This is a genomic window from Arthrobacter sp. MDT1-49-2 (assembly GCF_059090185.1).
In genome coordinates, this window is record NZ_JBNHFK010000005.1 from 212,075 (window position 1) to 228,740 (window position 16,666).

Annotated in this window: 10 protein-coding genes and 1 tRNA gene; 4 read left to right on the forward strand and 7 right to left on the reverse strand. The window is 66.9% G+C overall.

Annotated elements, in window-relative coordinates:
- Positions 1-23: 23 nt before the first annotated feature.
- From AC5RTS_RS09090 to AC5RTS_RS09100, 3 genes are all read right to left on the reverse strand, one after another.
- On the reverse strand, positions 24-572 hold the full coding sequence (locus AC5RTS_RS09090; RefSeq protein ID WP_493991739.1) for a GNAT family N-acetyltransferase: 549 nt from the start codon (positions 570-572) through the stop codon (positions 24-26).
- A gap of 120 nt (positions 573-692) precedes the next feature.
- Positions 693-783: transfer RNA gene (locus AC5RTS_RS09095), tRNA-Ser, on the reverse strand.
- A gap of 95 nt (positions 784-878) precedes the next feature.
- Positions 879-3,002: a prolyl oligopeptidase family serine peptidase gene (locus tag AC5RTS_RS09100; RefSeq protein ID WP_493991740.1), complete on the reverse strand. Its 2,124-nt coding sequence runs from the start codon at positions 3,000-3,002 to the stop codon at positions 879-881.
- A gap of 107 nt (positions 3,003-3,109) precedes the next feature.
- Between AC5RTS_RS09100 and AC5RTS_RS09105 the strand changes: the two genes are divergently transcribed.
- On the forward strand, positions 3,110-5,107 hold the full coding sequence (locus tag AC5RTS_RS09105; protein ID WP_493991741.1) for an FAD/NAD(P)-binding protein: 1,998 nt from the start codon (positions 3,110-3,112) through the stop codon (positions 5,105-5,107).
- On the opposite strand, the gene AC5RTS_RS09110 is transcribed toward AC5RTS_RS09105, so the two are convergent.
- Positions 5,104-5,877, reverse strand: coding sequence for a hypothetical protein (locus tag AC5RTS_RS09110; RefSeq protein WP_493991742.1), 774 nt, complete (start codon positions 5,875-5,877; stop codon positions 5,104-5,106). The genes AC5RTS_RS09105 and AC5RTS_RS09110 overlap by 4 nt on opposite strands.
- A gap of 204 nt (positions 5,878-6,081) precedes the next feature.
- On the opposite strand from AC5RTS_RS09110, the gene AC5RTS_RS09115 reads away from it, so the two are divergent.
- Entirely contained in the window at positions 6,082-7,032 is a 951-nt protein-coding gene (locus tag AC5RTS_RS09115; protein ID WP_493991743.1) for a zinc-binding dehydrogenase, read from the forward strand.
- A gap of 85 nt (positions 7,033-7,117) precedes the next feature.
- Here the strand turns inward: AC5RTS_RS09115 and AC5RTS_RS09120 are convergent, their stop codons facing one another.
- Positions 7,118-8,611 carry an aldehyde dehydrogenase family protein gene (locus tag AC5RTS_RS09120; protein WP_493991744.1) on the reverse strand — a complete coding sequence of 498 codons (1,494 nt, stop codon included), beginning with the start codon at positions 8,609-8,611 and terminating at the stop codon, positions 7,118-7,120.
- 262 nt (positions 8,612-8,873) lie between these two features.
- On the opposite strand from AC5RTS_RS09120, the gene AC5RTS_RS09125 reads away from it, so the two are divergent.
- Positions 8,874-9,764 (forward strand): DUF2382 domain-containing protein, encoded by an 891-nt coding sequence (locus AC5RTS_RS09125; RefSeq protein ID WP_493991745.1) that lies wholly within the window; start codon positions 8,874-8,876, stop codon positions 9,762-9,764.
- A gap of 68 nt (positions 9,765-9,832) precedes the next feature.
- On the opposite strand, the gene AC5RTS_RS09130 is transcribed toward AC5RTS_RS09125, so the two are convergent.
- Positions 9,833-10,699 (reverse strand): alpha/beta fold hydrolase, encoded by an 867-nt coding sequence (locus AC5RTS_RS09130; RefSeq protein ID WP_493991746.1) that lies wholly within the window; start codon positions 10,697-10,699, stop codon positions 9,833-9,835.
- Positions 10,700-10,851: 152 nt separating this feature from the next.
- Between AC5RTS_RS09130 and AC5RTS_RS09135 the strand changes: the two genes are divergently transcribed.
- Positions 10,852-11,961, forward strand: coding sequence for a carboxylate-amine ligase (locus tag AC5RTS_RS09135; protein ID WP_493991747.1), 1,110 nt, complete (start codon positions 10,852-10,854; stop codon positions 11,959-11,961).
- Between the two features lie 155 nt (positions 11,962-12,116).
- Here AC5RTS_RS09135 and AC5RTS_RS09140 read toward each other — a convergent pair whose 3' ends face one another.
- Complete coding sequence (locus tag AC5RTS_RS09140) at positions 12,117-16,619, reverse strand: ExeM/NucH family extracellular endonuclease (RefSeq protein WP_493991748.1); 4,503 nt, start codon at positions 16,617-16,619, stop codon at positions 12,117-12,119.
- Between the last annotated feature and the right edge of the window lie 47 nt (positions 16,620-16,666).

The window sequence follows — 16,666 nt, forward strand, 5'->3', positions numbered from 1 at the left end:
TCACGGTAGGGGTGGGTGCCAGCTTATCCGCGGGCCGGGGTCTTCAGCAGTGCCGCGAACAACAATGAATCCCGCCGCGTTCCGTTGACTTTCTTATGCCCCCGCAGCCTGCCCTCGAGGGCGAAGCCGTTTTTCTCCAGCACGCGCACCGAGCCGGTGTTCTCCGGCGCGCAGGTGGCTTCCACCCGCTCCAGCTCCATGGGTCCGAAGGCATGCCGGAGCAACAGCCCGGCGGTTTCGGTGCCCAGCCCTTGCCCCCAGGATTCCCTCGCCAGGGTGTAGCCCAGTTCCCCGGTGCGGTCTGCAGTGCTGGTGGTCCACACCGCTGCGGTGCCCACCACCTCACCGTCCACCGTGACGGCGAGCGTGAACCCGGAACGCTCCGGCACTTCAGCTTCCGCGACGGCGGTGTCCACAAAGGTACGGGTCTCCGCTGGCGTATTTGGTCCCCAGGTGGACCACTGCGTGACCTCGGGGTCGGAGCAAAAGGCATGAATGGCGTCCACATCGCCGGGGGTGATGTCCCGCAGGGTCACGAGGGTGCCGGTAAGCCGGGTGCTGTTGGTTGCCACGGAGGCGAATCTACCGCAGAACGGTACGCGGCTGCCGCCCCGGCTGCCCCGGTCCGGGGTTCCTCACCCGATAGAAAAGGGGGCAGACGCAAAAAGTCCCCCGGAAAACCGGGGGACTAGTGGCGGAGACGGGGAGATTTGAACTCCCGGTGGGCTTTAGGCCCACACTTCATTAGCAGTGAAGCCCATTCGGCCGCTCTGGCACGTCTCCAACATACTTTTCAGTTTCCACTGTCAGCATGGCTCGCAGCTTCCGCTGCCAGCCTGACAAGACTACCGGCAACCGGCCGGTTTCGGCAAAACGCCTCAGGCGAGCCCGCCGGTCAGTGCTTCCCAGAGAAATTCGTAGGACATGGCGTACATGCGGGCGCTCTGCCGGTTGTCCGCCGCACCGGCATGGCCGCCCTCCAACGCCTCATGGAACCAGACCTTGTCGGCACCCATGGACTTCATCCGGGCCGCCATCTTCCGGGCCTGCACCGGCCCCACCCGGTCATCGCTGGTGGCGGTCCAGATCAGGGCGGGCGGGTAGGAGACGCCCTCCTTGATCAGGTGGTAGGGCGAGAAGGTCTTCACAAACTCCCACTGCGCAGGATCGTCGGGATCCCCGTACTCCGCGATCCAGGAGTAGCCGGCGGAGAGCTTGGTGTAACGGCGCATGTCCAGCAGCGGCACCCCGCAGGACACGGCACCGAAGAGGTGCGGATACGTGGTGAGCATATTGCCCACCAGCAGCCCGCCGTTGCTCCGGCCGGTGCAGCCAAGATGGTCCCGGGAGGCGACGCCGCGCGCGGCCAGGTCCTCTGCAACGGCAGCGAAATCCTCATACGCCCGGTGCCGGTTTTCCTGCAGGGCTGCCCGGTGCCAGGCCGGACCGTATTCACCGCCGCCGCGGATGTTCGCCAGCACATACACCCCGCGCCGTTCCACACCCCCGGCATCGGTGATGCGGCGTTCCAGCCAGCCGCGGCCCACCATGCCGCTGTACGCAGGAGTCAGGGAGGCTTCGAATCCGCCGTAGCCGTTCAGGAGGGTGGGGTTCCCGCCGTCGAGCAGCAGGTCCTTGGGGCCGACCTGGAAATACGGCACCCGGGTGCCGTCGGCCGAAACGGCAAAGTGCTGCTCAACGGTAAGTCCGGTGGTGTCGAAGAACGCCGGTGAGGTCTTTACCGCCGTCGCGGCGTTTCCTTCGGATCCGGCCGCAGCCAACGTGCCCCGGGAAACGGTGGACGGGGTCAGGAACCCGGTGCTGATCAGCCAGTAATCGTTGCCGGCTTCCTCATCCTCGTCGTCCACCGCGTAGGCGTCCACGGAGTGCAGCGGCGGGCAGGCGTCCAGCAGTTCCGCCCGCCAGCCCTCCTCCGGTGCCAGAACGGTGATTTCGGAACTGACGTCGCGCAGCAGGTTCAGCAGCAGGCGGTCGCGGGTCCAGCTCCAGGACTGCAGGGACGTGGACGGTTCCGGGGTGAAGATCCGGTGCACCTTCCGGTTTCCGCCGGTGAAGTCCGCCAGGGACGCGGCCAGCAGTGACCCGGCGGGGTGGGTCTCGCCGTCGAGCGCCCAGTCCGTGCGCGGACGCAGCAGCAGCCACTGCCGGTGAACATCCACGTTCACATCCAGGGGCACGTCCAGCTGCACCCATTCGCCGCCCTCCCGCAGGAAGGTGCGCGTGTTGTAGAAATCGATGATGTCCACGGCGATGTCGCGTTCGAAGCCGGGCGTCTGGTCCCGCTGCACCACGGCCATCATGTGCTCTTCCGGAACCTCGAAGTAAAGCTCGGCGTCCGCCAGTTCCTGGCCGCGCCGCAGGATCCGGCTGGTGCGGGGATAGGAGGAGGTGGTCATGGAGCCGGGACCGAAATCCGTGCCGACATACAGGCTGTCCTCGCCGGCCCAGCTGATCCGGCTTTTCGCCGTGGGGATGTCGAAACCGCCGGGGACAAAGGCGCCGTCGACGACGTCGAACTCCCGATAGCGCGCAGCGTCCCCGCCGTCGGGGGAGAGGACCAGCAGTGCACGGCCGTAGGAGACACCGTCCGCGGGACGCAGGAACAGAGACCCGCCCCAGACCCAGTCGATGCCCTCGGCGGCGCTGAGGGCATCGAGGTCCAGCAGCACCTCCCACTCGGTATCCGGTGCCAGGTAGCTTTCCCACGTGGTGCGGCGCCACAGGCCCTTGGGATGGGCGGCGTCACGCCAGAAGTTGTAATAGCGATCTCCGCGCTTGGCGACCATGGGGATGCGGTCGGTGGAATCGAGGACTTCCAGCAACCGTTCCTCGGTGCGCTCGAAACCGGTGCGGGACAGCAGTTCCTCGGTGACGGCGTTCTCGCGGCGGACCCAGTCCAGCTGCTTGTCGCCATAGATATCCTCCAGCCAGAGGAACTCGTCGGTCATTGCAGGGGCCTGGTCAGGGTTCACCGATGTCATGGCCCCATCCTAGTTCCGGACACCGGCCCGCGGTCCGGGCACCTTGCCTGTGGCCGGGAAGGCCGGCGCGGGAAGCCGGCCCCCGGGACTGCCGATACCCTAGATGCATGGGTCACACGCAAAGTCTCCGGGTAGCTGTCATAGGTGCCGGCCCGCGCGGGCTGTCGGTGCTGGACCGGTTGCTGAGCCACCGCCGCGCATCGGAGGACCGGCGGCCGCTGACCGTTGAGCTGGTGGATCCCTTTAATCCCGGTCCGGGCCACGTGTGGCGCACCGGCCAGTCCAGGCTGTTCCTGATGAACACTCCGGCGCTGTTTCCCACGGTGGTTCCCGCCGGCGACACGGTCCGTGACCTGTTGCCTTCGCCAAAGGGACTCTCCTTTAACCAGTGGCGCGAGCTGATGTCCGCACCCAACCGGGCCGGCGAAGGGCTCCCGGCCGGGGACCTGGCGGAACTTGCCGCCCTGGGCCCGGCGGACTTCCCGAGCCGTCCCCTGTACGGCCGGTACCTGGAATGGATGTACGAGCAGCTGAAGCACACCGCGGCTGAAGACGGCGTGGAGCTGGTGCACCGGCGCACCGAAGCGCTCGGAATCACTCGGGCGCCTGACGGACGGCTCGTCGTGGAGCTGGAGGCACAGCAGGTGCTGGCCGCCGACGCCGTCGTCCTGGCCATCGGCCATCTGCCGGCCCTGCTCTCGCCCGAGCAGGCACGCCTGCAGGGCGCCGCCGAGCGGCACCACCTCACCTACCTGCCCCCGGCGGTGCCTGCCGACGTCGACTTCTCCCGCCTTCCCGCGGGCGAACCGGTTCTGATCCGCGGGCTGGGGTTGAACTTCTTCGACGTGATGGCGGCCGTGACCCTCGGGCGCGGCGGGCATTTCGTGGCCACCGGGCAGCCGGCCGGCCGGGCGCTGCGCTACGAGCCGTCGGGCCGGGAGCCGCAGCTGATCGCCGCATCCCGCCGGGGCACCCCCTACCGGGCCAAGGCCCGGCTGGATTCCTACGTGCCGCGCAGCGTGCGGCTGCGCTGGCTCACCAGGGAAGCTGCCCTGGCGTTCAAGGCGGACGGGCTGCAGCCCGGCTTCGACCATGACCTGTGGCCGCTGCTGCACCGCGACGCTGTGTGGGCCTACTACAGCACCCTGGCTCGGGTGGCCGGTGACGAGCTGAACGGTACGCCGCAGGAATTCCTGGACCGGCTCGAAGCCGCACTGCACCTGCCCGGGCCGGAATGGGACGCTGCGAAGGAAGCGGTGCTGGACCGTTACGTCCCGGCAGCCCGGCGGACCAACCTGGAGGGCCTGGCCCAGCCGCTGGGCCGCCGCCCGTTCTCCGGTCCGCAGGACCTCGACGACGCCGTCCTCGCCTACCTCGAGGCCGATGCCGCCGGCTCGGCGGCGGGGGAGGACGATCCGCTGAAGATGCTCATCGGCGCCCTGAACGCCGGCCGCAGCCTGCTCAAATCAGTGGTGGCCGACGGCGGACTGGCCGAGGCATCCTGGCTGGCGGAACTGCGCGGCTGGTTTGAACCCCTGGTGGAGGGCCTGGCCAGCGGTCCGCCTCCGGAACGGATTGAGCAGCTGGCAGCCCTGGTCCGTGCCGGCTTGGTGCACTTTGTCGGCCCCGACCCGCGGTTTGACGTGGACGAGGCACGCGGCGTGTTCACCGCCTCCTCGCCCTGGGTCGGCACCGAGTACGCGGCACGGTCCCTGATGGAGGCGATGATGCCGCCCAACCGCGTGGACCGCAGCGTGTCTCCGCTGCTGGCAGGGCTGATTCGCGACGGGCTGGCCCGGCCCAAGGTGATGATGTCCGCTGACGGCACACCGGTGGTGACGCCCGGGCTGGATGTTACGCTCCCGCCGTACCGCAGCGTAAGTGTCAGCGGCGAACCCGTGTCCAACCTGTATGTACTGGGGCTGCAGCTTTCCTCGGTGCAGTGGGGTACGGCCATCGCCGCCGAAGCCGGGTCCGCCGCCGCGGAAGGGTCACGGACGCTGCAGGACGCGGATGACATCGCCGCCGCCGTGCTGGGAGGCAGCGCTTCGGGTGCCATTGGCGGTGACGCCGGAATGACGGCCGTGACGGCGGCCCGGCACTAGCCGTTGTAGGTCAGGGAGAGCAGCATCCCCTTCAACTGCCGGTAAACGTCGGTTTCCATCCAGGCCCTCGCCGCCGCGTCGTCGGCGATCGCGCCGGGTTCGATGACGGCATGGAACCTGATGCCGCCGTCCGGCATAAACACCGTGCCGTGGAGCGGGCCGGCGTCCATGCCAGCGGTATCGGGCAATGCGCCGTCCTCGAGCTGCATGTGGTAACTACGGCCGGTGACCTCCCACTTGTCATATCCGGTGTCCGGATCCGGGCCCATGTTTGTGTACTCAGGGCGTGACTCGAACTGGAAGAAGACCGGTTGCCCGAGTTTGCTGGTGTACCCCTCCAGCTGTTGTGCGTCGTACATAACGTGCCCCGGGCTGGGAACAGCGGCACCGTCGAGCGATACTCCGCTGTAAAACTCAGCCACCTGAGTGCCGGTTGCGTCCAGAATGCTGAAGCCGGCGGGCGAAACGTAGCCCACATCGTGGGCGGGGATGGGAAGCGGCTCTGCAGGAACAGCAGACCAGCCGGTTGGAAGAGTGAAGCTGTGCATCCCGTTGGGGGAAGTGACCTTAACCGGGGGCTTCTCCACCTCCGCAGAGGGAGTGGAAGTTGGTTCTGCGGAAGCCGAGGTGCTCGCCGTTGTGCTCTTGGACGCTGACGGCTCAGCCATCGGTTCCTCAGCATCCTGACCGCAGGACGTCAGCAATACAGCGGCAGCTATGACCACGGCGCAGGTGCGTGCGCGGGCCTGGAGCCAAACAAAACCGGTCATTCCATCCATCCCCCCGTTTACGAGCCGGAGTATTTCCGGTTCGTGTACGTCGCAGACTAGCAGCCGTGAAGCGGGCATTACGGTCGGCGCGCCCACCAGTCCGCGGGGCGCGAATCGACCCCCTCTGCCGTGGGGCCCAAACCTAGAATTCATGCAACGCACCACTGATTTCTGTGTGCTCCCGTCCCGAAAGGAAACCATCCGATGAAAGCTTGGCAGTACATGGGAAACCGTCAGCCGATCCAGCTGAACGAGGTCCCGGAACCCGTCCTAAGTCCCACTCAGGTCCTTATCGATGTAAAGGCAGCCGGCCTCTGCCACTCGGATGTGATGTACATGGAGGTGGGGGATTCCGCCATGCCGTTCCTGCCGATGACGCAGGGACATGAGAATGCCGGTGTCATCACTGCGCTCGGTTCAGAGGTCACCGGTTTCAAGGTGGGCGATGTGGTTGGGGTGTGCTCCTCCGGAGTTCAGCCGCCCCTGGGAATGTTCACCCCCGGCGGCTTCGCCGACAAGCTGGCTGCCGACTACCGTGACCTCGCGCGGGTCCCGGAGGGACTGGATCTCTCCCTCGCCGCTCTGGCAACCGACGCCGGCATGACCTCCTACCACGCCATGATCAAGGTCGGCGGTGCCGCTAAAGGCATGAAGGTTGGCGTTATCGGCTTCGGCGGGCTGGGGCAGATCGGCGCCCGCGCAGCCGTACTGGCCGGCGCCGAGGTGCACGTGGCCGAGATGAAGGAGGAAGCCTGGGCGGCGGCCCGGGAAGTGGGAGCCGTTTCCTGCGTCCGTGACGCCGAGGAATGGGTGACGGATCCCCGGCGCGGCGGTGACTTCGACCTCATCGTTGACTACGCAGGCTTCGACACCACGCAGAAGGCCGTGAACGCGGTGCGGCGCGGCGGCAAGGTGGTCCAGGTGGGTCTTGGAAAACCCACGTTCACCGTGGCGACCACCTCGATCCTCGGCAAATCGATCGAGGGTTCCCTTGGGGGCACGGTGGAAGACATCGAGGAAGTCTTCGACCTGATGCTTCGCGGCGAAATCACCCCGGGGTACGAGGAAATCGGCTTCGATCAGGTGGGTGAAGGTCTGGAACGGCTGAAGAACAACCAGGTCCTGGGCAGGCTCGTGGCCCGCTTCGGAAACTAGCCTCCGCTCCAACCCTTTGACACGACGGCGGCCCCGAACCAACAAAGGTGCGGGGCCGCCGTCGTGCTTTATGCCCGAATGCCGCTTAGAACGGGTAGTCGCGCGGAGCGTGCTGGACGCTGATGGTGTGGTCGGTGGTGAACTCATCAATGGCCCACTCGCCGTTGAACCGGCCCAGGCCGGAGTTCTTCTCGCCGCCGAAGGCAATGTGCGCCTCATCCTGGACCGGGAAGTCATTGACGTGGGTCATGCCTGCCTTGATGCGGCGGGCAAACAGTACGCCCTGCTCCAGGTTGGAGGTGAACACGGCACTGGAGAGGCCCAGATCGGTGTCATTGGCCAGGGCCAGCGCATCCTCGGCGTCCTTGGCGCGCATGATGCCCGCAATCGGACCGAAGATTTCCTCGCGGGCCAGTTCCATGTCCTTGGTGACATCTGCGAAGACGGTCGGGGAGAGGACCTGTCCGTTCAGTTCACCCTCAAGCACCAGACGGGCGCCCTCGGACTTGGCGGTCTCGATCTTGGTCTGCAGACCCTCAAGCTGGTTGGCGTTGATGATCGGGCCCACGATGTTCTTCGGGTCCGTGGGATCGCCGGAGTTCAGAGTCTTCACGTGTGCGGTGAACTTCTCCACGAACTCGTCATAGACAGCGTCTTCAACGATGATCCGGTTTACGGCCATGCAGATCTGGCCCTGGTGCAGGAACTTACCCATGGCCGCGGCGCGGACCGCCTGGTCCACATCGGCGTCGGCCAGCACCACGAACGGGCTGTTGCCGCCGAGCTCAAGGGCCGTGTACTTCAGGGTGGGGCCGGTGGCGGCCAGGGCGCCGATGTTCTTGCCCACCGGAGTGGAGCCGGTGAAGGAGATCATGCGGGGAACCGGGTGCTCGACGAACGCGTCACCGATTTCCGAACCGGCGCCGACGACGGCGTTCAGTACGCCTGCGGGCAGGCCCGCCTCTTCGAAGACCTTGGCAATGATCAGGGCGCCGGTGACCGGTGTATCGCTGGCCGGCTTCAGGACCACCGCATTGCCCAGGGCCAGGGCGGGAGCCACGGAGCGCTGGGACAGGTGCAGCGGGAAGTTCCACGGGCTGATGACGCCGACAACGCCCAGCGGGGCGCGGTAGACACGCAGTTCCTTGTTCGGCGTATCCGAGTCCATGATCTTGCCGGACACCCGGTGCGGGAACGTTGCCGCCTCGCGGGTGATGGAAGCGGCGGAAGCCACCTCGATGTTTGCCTTGAGCATGGTGCTGCCGGATTCGGCGTTGAGCCACGCGATGATCTCGTCGCGGCGCTCATCGAGGATTTCGGCTGCCCGGGCAATCACGGCGCGGCGTTCATTGGGGGTCTTCGCCGCCCACTCCTTCTGTGCCTCCGCGGCTGCAGCGTATGCGTCATCCAGGTCCTCCCGGGAGGCCTGCTGCATGGTCAGCAACTGGGACCCGTCGAAAGGGTTGGTGTCCGTGAGGACCTTTTCCGACCGGCCGTCGCGCCACTCGCCACCGATGAACTGCTTGGCGGGGATCCAGTCTGTGAGGGCGGGGGACGTTGCTTCAACCTGCGTTGTCATGACTTCTCCTTGATGAATCTTGACGTGTGTTGCAGGTTATAACGCCCCCGTCGGGGCGATCCATTCCCGAACGGTGGGGAAGGGACGGAGTCAAGGTGAAAACCAAACTCGGCACCCTATGTTTTCCCGCCGGCCGCGCCTACCGTTTGGGTACACAAGCCAATGCGGGAGCCGGAAGAAGGGAACCGAGCGCGCTAACAGTTTGGGGGATGCACGATCCAACACAGCACCAGGCGCTGCGGCGCAGATACAGGAGACAACCGTGATCACCACCGAACAAATTGACGCCATCCTCAACCACGGGACGGTCGAAGGGCCCAACGGAGAGAAAATCGGCTCCGCCGGGGAGGTCTACCTGGACGATGAAACCGGGCAGCCGGCCTGGGTGACCACCAAGACCGGCCTCTTCGGGTCCTCCGAGACCTTTGTTCCCCTGGCGGACGCCACCCTGGAAGGTTCAGTTGTCCGGGTGCCGTACTCCAAGAGCATGGTCAAGGACGCACCGCGGGTGGACGAGGACGGGCACATCAGCGAACAGGAGCAGGACGAGCTGTACAGCTACTATTCCATCGGAACGTCCTCGACCGGCCGCAGTACGGACTTCTCTGACAGCTCGGGAACATCCGGGTCCGCGGGAACGTCCGGTAGTGCCGGGTCCGCCGGAACGCACACGGACTCGGGCCACGGCGTGGATGCGTCCGGGCGCTCTCCCGGCCAGCACGCCCCCAGGGTGGGCCATGACACCTCCGGACCCACCACCGACGATGCGATGACCCGGTCCGAGGAACAACTGCGCGTCGGCAAGCAGAGCCGGGAATCCGGCCGTGCGCGGCTGCGGAAATATATCACCACCGAGAACGTCACCAAGACGGTTCCGGTGAGCCATGAGGAGCCCAGGCTGCGCCGCGAGCCGATTACCGATGCTAACCGCGACGCGGCAATGGACGGTCCGGCCATCAGCGAAGAGGAACACGAGGTGACCCTCCATGCCGAGGAACCGGTGGTGCAGAAGGATACTGTTCCCGTGGAACGGGTCCGGCTCGACACCGAAACCGTGACCGAAGAGGCCACCATCAGCGAGGACGTCAGCAAGGAAGAGATTGAAATGGAAGGCGAGGGCGGCCACGGCAGCGAAGGCCGGCATCGCTCATAGTGTCCCGGGCGCGACCGCCCTGGACGCAGCCGGGCAGCGGCGGCCGGAGGGTCCGCCGCTGCCGTGCGTCAGGCGGTGCTTCCGCCGGGGTGTGCCCGCATCCAACGGTCCAGGAGACGCGCAAACTCAGCGCTGTTGTCCTCCGGGAACCAGTGGCCGGCGTCCACTGCCACCACTTCAACCTCCGGGAAGCGGTCTTTCAGCCCGGTGGCCAGGAGGGGAGAGATGAAAGGATCCTCCAGCGGGACAATCACCTGCACGGGACCGGCGTACGTGCCCGTGGGGGGTGTGGGCCCGGATAACATGTTGGCCCGGTAGAGCTGCAGTCCGCGGACGGCGTTATTCCCGATACTCCGGCCCGATCTTTTTTCATAGCGCGGGGTAAGCACGTACTTCCAGGCGGCTTCCGGTACGGCAGGCAGTTGAAAGGCCGCCACATACGAGCTGCGGAGCGCCTGGTTGAGCGCCTGCGGCCACCGCTGGGGAGTCCGCACCCGGGACGCCAGCCAGTTCCGGACATGTCCGAGATCCGGTCCGGAAACGCTGGTGTAGCTGAGGATGCGTTCCTCTGCGCGCGGGTCCTGCAGGGCGGCCCAGCCCTGGATCGAACCCCAGTCATGGCCAGCCAGATGGACTCTGCCCGCACCGGTGGCGTCCAGTACCGCGTACAGATCCTCCACCAGCAGATTGAGCCTGTAGGACGACGTCTCCTCGGAATCCACGCGTGAGGCTCCGGCATTGCGGGTGTCGTACGTGATGACATGGCGGTCTGCGGCCAGCCGTTCCACGGCGCCGTCGAAGACATGATGGTCATCCGGGTAGCCGTGCACCAGGAGCAGGGCCGGGTTGTCCGCCGTTGGCGGGGGACCGTATTCGAACACCGCCAGATCGGCGCCCCGGCTGCGCACCGCCCGCTGCTGTTCCGCCGCCGTCACCGGCTGCCTACCTCACTGTGGACACTCATCCCGGAACCCTAAGCCAGTAGCCGGCGGGTTTACCAGAGTATTTGCCCGATATGGCCGGCCGACTTACAGTTGGGCTCCGGGTCAAGCAACGGCCCGCCCACACACCACTGAAGGGCGGAGCCATGCGCACCGTCGGGATTGAAGAGGAATACCTCCTGGTTGACGGCGACACCGGTGTGCCGCTGCCGGTGGGGCCGGTGATCTGCGCGTCGGCACCGGCGGACGGGCAGCTGATGGCGGAATTCAAGCAGGAACAGATTGAATCCGGCACCCGGGTGCATCTGGCCCTGGATACCCTCGCGGCGGACCTGGTTGCCTGCCGGGCGCTCGCCGACGCGGCCGCGTCGGCAGCGGGAGCACGGGCCGCGGCGCTTGCCACGTCTCCGTTGCCCTGCCTGCCCACCCTTACGGAAGGGGACCGTTTCGCCGGCATGGAACAGCGGTTCGCGCAGATTGCCCGGGAACAGCTCACCTGCGGCTGCCACGTGCACGTGGGAGTGGAATCCGATGAGGAAGGCGTGGCTGTCCTGGACCGGATCCGGCCCTGGCTTCCGCTGCTTGCGGCGCTGAGCGCCAATTCCCCGTTCTGGAACGGGGCGGACACCGGCTTCGCCAGCTACCGCTCCCAGGTCTGGAGCCGCTGGCCGATGGCGGGACCGTACCCGGTCTACGGGTCCGCCGGTAACTATCACCGGTTGGTCAATGACCTGCTGTCCACCCAGGTGCCCATGGACCATGGGCAGATTTACTTTGACGCCCGGCTCAGCCGCAGCCACCCCACCGTTGAGGTGCGGATAGCCGATGTCTGCCTGTACGCGGATGACGCCGTCCTGCTCGCCGCACTGGTGCGTGCGCTGGTGGAAACAGCTGCCCGGGAATGGCGGCGCGGGGTGCCGCCGCGGGAGGTTCCGGAGAGCCTGCTGCGGCTGGCCGCCTGGCGTGCGGGGCGGTTCGGCCTGGACGGGGAGCTGGTGGATCCCCTTGGAGCTGCCATTGCGGATAACGCCACCGTGGGGAAAACACTGCTGGAATACGTACGGCCGGTGCTGGAAGAACAGGGCGAAGTGGCCATTGTGGAATCCCTGGGCCGGCAGGTGCTGGGCCGCGGAACCGGGGCCCGCCGGCAACGGGCGGTGCTGGCGCGCACCGGCAGCCTGGCGGCGGTGGTGTCCGACGCCGTCCGCCTCAGCAATCTCAGCACGGCCCCGCTTTTTGACCGTCACCGCAGCTGAGCCGGCGTCACGGTACCGGGAAACGCACAGCTGCGGGTGAACACGCCCGCAACCAGAGGAAGCGCCGCCCCGGGCATCCGGAGCGGCGCTTCCTCTGGTTTGTCCTGTATCTAGTGCAGGGCACTTAGTACAGGACACTCAGTACAGGGCGGGGGCTACCTCCGGCCGGCCAGGCACAGGACGTACTGCGCCAGCTCGTAGGCGTAACGGGCCCAGCCGAGGATATCCCACCAGTTCTTCGGTGCCGTGGGGGTCTTGCAGACCGGCGCCGGCGGGGCAGGCTTCTCCACCGTTACCGCCAGAGTCACCGTGGCGCCGGATTCTGCGGCCGTCAGCACGATCCGTCCGGCCCCGGACGCCGACGCCGGTACGGTCACCGTGACGGAAGCCGAACCTGCGTTGACCGGTGCGGTGCCCAGCGGAGTGGCCGTGCCTGCCGCGTTCACGAAGCTGACGGCCAGCGAGGTGTTGGCCGGGCTGCCCAGTGACGTGAGGTTCAGCTGGGACACCGTGAAGGTTGCAGCCGTTCCCGCCTTCACCGTGGCAGGCGCTCCCTTGACCGCTACGCCCTGGCGGGCGAAATCAGGGGAGAGCGGGCTGTTGGCCGAGATGTAACTGATCCAGGCATCACGGTCCACCAGGCCGGTGTCGCGGGTGTTGGTGCCTTCCTGGAAGACGGTGAAGTTGTCTCCGCCCTGGGCCAGGAAGCTGAAGGTGCCCACCCGGTAGTCCCGGGCCGGATCCAGGGCGGCACCGTTGACGGTGACGGTCTGGATCCGCGAGCCCCGCGGCTGGTCCGGATCGAAGGTGTAGGTGATGTTGTCTGACAGGCCGAGGGCCAGGAAGGCCCGCGAGCTGCCGTCCGGCTGCCACTGCTGCTCCAGCATTGTCTTCAGCTGGGCACCGGTCAGCGTGGTAGTCCAGAGGTTGTTGACGAACGGCAGTACGGCGTTGGCCTCCGCGTAGGTGATCACACCGTCCTCACCGTAGTAGAGCTCGCCGCGCAGTCCGCCCGGGTTGGTGACGCCGATTTCTGCGCCGCCGCGTTCGGGGGAAGAGAGGGTGGACAGCAGCGAATCCGCCACCAGCCCGCCGAGCGTCGACTCGGAGCTGCGGTCATCGCGGGCGGTCCCCACGAAGGCCGTGGTGATATCCGCGGTCACGGATCCGATCGGCTGGTTGCCGATCTCGGCCGAGTAGGCCAGGGCGGCGTCGACAATCCGCTTCACCTCGGCAACCGCCGGGTAGGCGGCAACCAGCTCGGCGGGGGCGGTGGTGGTACGTGCCACGTTGGACGCGGTGTAGGAAAGCACCTCGTCCGTCTCGGCGTTGTACTCGAGCTTGATCTGACCGACGAATTCACCGTAGGAACCGGTCTGCACCACGGGACGGGTCTTGCCGTTTCCGTCCGGAATGGCCGCGTCCCACGCGTACTGCTTGTGGGTATGGCCGGTGTAGATGGCATCCACCAGCGGAGTGGTGTCATTGACGATCGAGGCGAACGCCCCGCCCGCGGCCAGTTCCTGCTCCAGGTCCGCGCCGTCCGGAGTGCCGCTGCCGGCACCCTCGTGGTACTCGGCGATGATGACGTCGGCCAGGTCCTGTTCCTCGAGCTGCTGCGCCACCCGGTTGACGGCCTCGACCGGATCCCCGAATTCGATGGTGCTGATGCCGCCCGGGGTGACCAGCGTGCCGGTCTCCTCGGTGACGGCGCCGATGATGGCAACCTGCACACCGTTCACGTCGATGATCTCGTACTCCTGCAGGGCGGGAGTGGTGGTGCCCTTGGTGTAGACGTTGGCGCCCAGGTACGGGAACTGCGCTGCCGAATCCACGCGTCCGGTGAGGTCCTCGAAGCCGGCGTCGAACTCGTGGTTGCCGACGGCGGAGGCCCGCAGCCCGAGGGCGTTGAGCACGTCAAGGGTGGGGGCATCCTGCTGTACCGAGGAGGCAAACAGCGAGGCGCCGATGTTGTCGCCGGCGGAGAGGAACAGCGAGCTGCCTTCCGGTGCGCCGGCCTTCAGCTCTTCAACCGTTCCGGCGAAGGGCACGGTGTTGGCGTCAATGCGTCCGTGGAAATCATTGATGTTCAACAGGTTCAGGGTGGAGGTGTCCGTACCCTCGGCGGTGAGGTTCATCCCCACGAGGATCGGGTCATGGTCCGAGGCGCGGTAGGGATCAGCGGCGTAGAAATCAGTGGCGTTGTAGTTGTAGCGGCTGTATTCCAGCGCCACGGACTCCACCGAGTTGATGTTCCAGATATCGGCGCCGGTAACCGCTTCATTGGCCGCCGGGGAGGCCAGGATGTGGTCGAGGCTGCCGACAGTGCCGCCGAAGGCGTAGGAGTGCTTGCCGGTGGTTGCGCCGAGATCAATGTAGCCTGCGTCGGTGAGGACCTTCAGCGGATCCTCGGCGTGGTAGGCGTTGAAGTCGCCGAGCAGGAAGACCTTGTCGGTGCCGGCGGCTTCCGAGGCGCTGGCGGCAAAGTCGACCAGTGCCTGGGCCTGGCGGACGCGGTCCGCGTTCCAGCCGCCCTGCCCGGTGTCGGCGTTCTCACCCGAAGCCGGAGCGGAGCCCTTGGACTTGAAGTGGTTGGTCACTGCCAGGATCTCGGTGCCCTCGTCAGCCCCGGAGGGCCGGAAGGCCTGAGCCATCGGTTCGCGGGCGTTGGAGAAGACAGCCTCGTTGTCCAGGATGGTGGATTCACCCACGGGCTCTGCCGTGCCGGTGCGGTAGATGAAGGCGGTGCGGATGACGTCTTCGTCCGCGGGCTGGGCTGCGGGGGAGCGGACGTAGTCCCAGGTTCCCGGTGCGTCAGCGTTCAGCGCGGCCACAAGGCGGGAGAGTGCGTCGTCGCGGTCCTTGCCGAACTTGGCGGAATTCTCCACCTCCATGAGCGAGACCACATCGGCGCCCAGGGCGTTGATGGCGGCCACGATCTTGGCCTGCTGGCGTTCCAGATTTGCCGCGTTGGCGGCGCCGCGGGCGTCACAGCCGCCGCGGACCGTGACGGGAGCTCCGCTGCGGTCATTGTAGAACGTGCAGCCGGCCAGGCTGTCTCCGGTGGTGGTGAAGTAGTTCAGCACGTTGAAGGAGGCCAGCTTCAGGTTGCCGCCCACACTTTCAGGGGCGGCGGTGCGGGTGTTGGAGAACGATGCCGGCTGGACCGCTGCGGCGTTGGCGGGCGTCAGCTCGGTCAGCGGCTGGAATTTCCAGGCGCTGTTGCGGAAGTCCAGGATGACGCCGGTGCTGAAGGTGGCTGCCGCACCGACCCGGACCGGGGTTTCCGGCGTCAGGTAGGGCAGCGGCTTGTCCATGTTGGCGGCGTTGAGGAAGTTGGTGCTGGCACCGTCGTCGAGCTTCACGGCCCGGGCAGCGTTGTCGGCCACGACGGCGGCGTGTTCCGCGGTGCCGACGGCGGCGACGGCGGTGGGCTGGACCAGTGCGGAGGTGCCGGCTGCGAGGCCGATTTCCGCGTACTGGTTCAGGGAGAAGTTGTCGGTGACGGTGAAGTCACCCTGCGGGGCGAGGAGCATTCCCTCCAGGGTTTCGCGTGCCTCGTCGGTGGCGGGCCAGGCCACGGCCGCCGGCTTGACCTCCGGAGCGGCTTCGCTGAGCTTGGTCATGGCCCCGGCTGCGACGGTGAGCTGGGTGAGCTCAAAGTACTCGCCCACGGTGCCGGTGACTTCGACGTAGTCGCCTGCGGCGACCTCGCCCACCGTGGCCGCGGAGAAGATGAAGATGCCGTCCGATGCGGTGTGCGCAGCGGGATCCAGGTCTCCGCCGGTTCCCGGGGTCTGGATGTAATACCCGTTGAAGCCGCCGGTGGGGTACACGGCGGTGACCTTGCCGCGGGTGGTGACGGACTGGCCGATCATCGGGCTGGCCGCGCCGGTGCCCTGGATCTCGGCAATCGGAACCACCGCGCCGGGCTCTACCGGCGTCGTGGGCGTGGGCGTGGGCGTGGGCGTCGGGGTGGGTGTCGGCGTCGGTTCCGGGGTCACCGCACCTGCGGAGGGCGTGGGGGTGACGGCGGTGCTGAGCGTGAAGTCCGCGGCGTTGTTGTTCGAGTCCGCGAAGCCGGTGCGGTTCAGGGACTTCGGATCGGAGTTGCCCGCCGGTGCCCCGGCTGCAGCAGTCTCGAACGTGTTGGAGGTGCCGTAGCCCAGCAGGTCGACGACGCCGGGGGCGGCGGTCACCGAGCCGGTGGGCAGGGGATCCACCCGGGTGGACTGGTTGGAGAGGATCAGGGTGCCGGCCGTGCCGGAGAAGCTGGCGCCGATGGTGGCGTCAGCGGCCGGAAGCGCTGCCCCGGTGGTGCCGTTGCTGGCACCCGAGACCAGGTAGTAGCCGCCGGGAGCAATGGTGCCGGAGAGCGCACCGATGCCGGTGGGGGCCGCGGTGGCGCCGGAGGAGCGGTACTGGAGGGACCAGCCGTCCAGGCTCACGGCCTCGCTGGTGGGATTGTAGAGTTCAACGAATTTCGTGTTGAACGGGGCGTTGGCGCTACCGCCGGACAGGTACGCCTCATTGATGATGATGCCGGGGACGGCGGCTTTGCCGTCCTGTGCGTAAGCCGGGAACGCGGTCAGCGGCGCGGCGAGCAGGCCGGCCGAGAGGGTTGTTCCCAGCACGGCCTTCCAGGTTGAAGGTCTCATGCCTCATACTCCTTGGTCGGCCGTGCCGGCCGACGGGTCATGGCCGC